Annotated in this window: 1 protein-coding gene; it reads left to right on the top strand. The window is 62.0% G+C overall.

The window, feature by feature from the left end; genetic code table 11:
* Positions 1-878, top strand: an 878-nt coding sequence (locus tag JKP78_RS00100) for a DUF6531 domain-containing protein (protein WP_200625804.1), incomplete at both ends; no start/stop codon positions are given.

The following is an 878-nucleotide window of genomic DNA, read 5'->3' as shown; positions in this document are numbered from 1 at the left end:
ATCAGTTTCTCGCTGGGCTCCGAATTCATCCTGCATACCGATTTCAGTCTGCCCGGCCCGTTCCCCATCGAATGGGAACGGACCTATCACTCGCGCTTGAGCGAATACGATCAAGGCACGCTCGGCGCACGCTGGGTCACCGAGTTCACTACGCGTATCGACGTGGTGGGCAAGGGGCTGGTGTTCCATGACCACGACGGTCGTAGCCACGCGTTCGAACTGCCGAAAGTGGAGCAGTCGCAGTTCAAAGCCATCGAGGATCTACTGCTGGTTCGCAGCCGCGAAAACGAACTGGTGGTCTGCCGCGGCTTCGAGCGCAAGGAGTATTACCTGCGCGTGGGTGATCGGTATTACCTGCAGAAGATCACGCTCGCCAGTGGCGCCGGCTGCATGCTGCATTATGAGCACCGCCACAATGGCCGGCCGGTGCTCTCGGACGTCGTCACCTATCAGGATGACCCGAGCCAGATCCACCGCCACCTCGGCACCTTGATCGATGACCACGGCCAGATCACCGGCCTGTGGGAGATGCGCGACGGCCAGCCGCTGCGTCAGCTGTGCGCCTACCACTACGACAGTCAGGGCGACCTCGTTGCGGCCCAGGATGAGCACGGCGCTGCCTGGCACTACCAGTACCAGAATCACCTGGTTACCCGTTACACCGACCGCACCGGTCGCGGCATGAACCTGCAGTGGGATGGTAGCGCCTCCGACGCCAAGGCCATTCGCGAATGGGCCGATGACGGTAGTTACGACACCCGCCTGGAATGGGACGAGAACATTCGCCTGACCTACGTCACCGACGCCCACGGCCAGGAGACCTGGTACTACTACGACATCCTCGGCCACCTGTACCGCGTGCGCTATCCGGATGAGCG

The sequence above is a fragment of the Pseudomonas sp. LAM2023 genome, from assembly GCF_016620375.1.
Lineage (GTDB): Bacteria > Pseudomonadota > Gammaproteobacteria > Pseudomonadales > Pseudomonadaceae > Aquipseudomonas > Aquipseudomonas anuradhapurensis.
The sequence above is the reverse complement of the archived record's forward strand: the minus strand, read 5'-3'. Positions and strand labels throughout refer to the sequence as shown.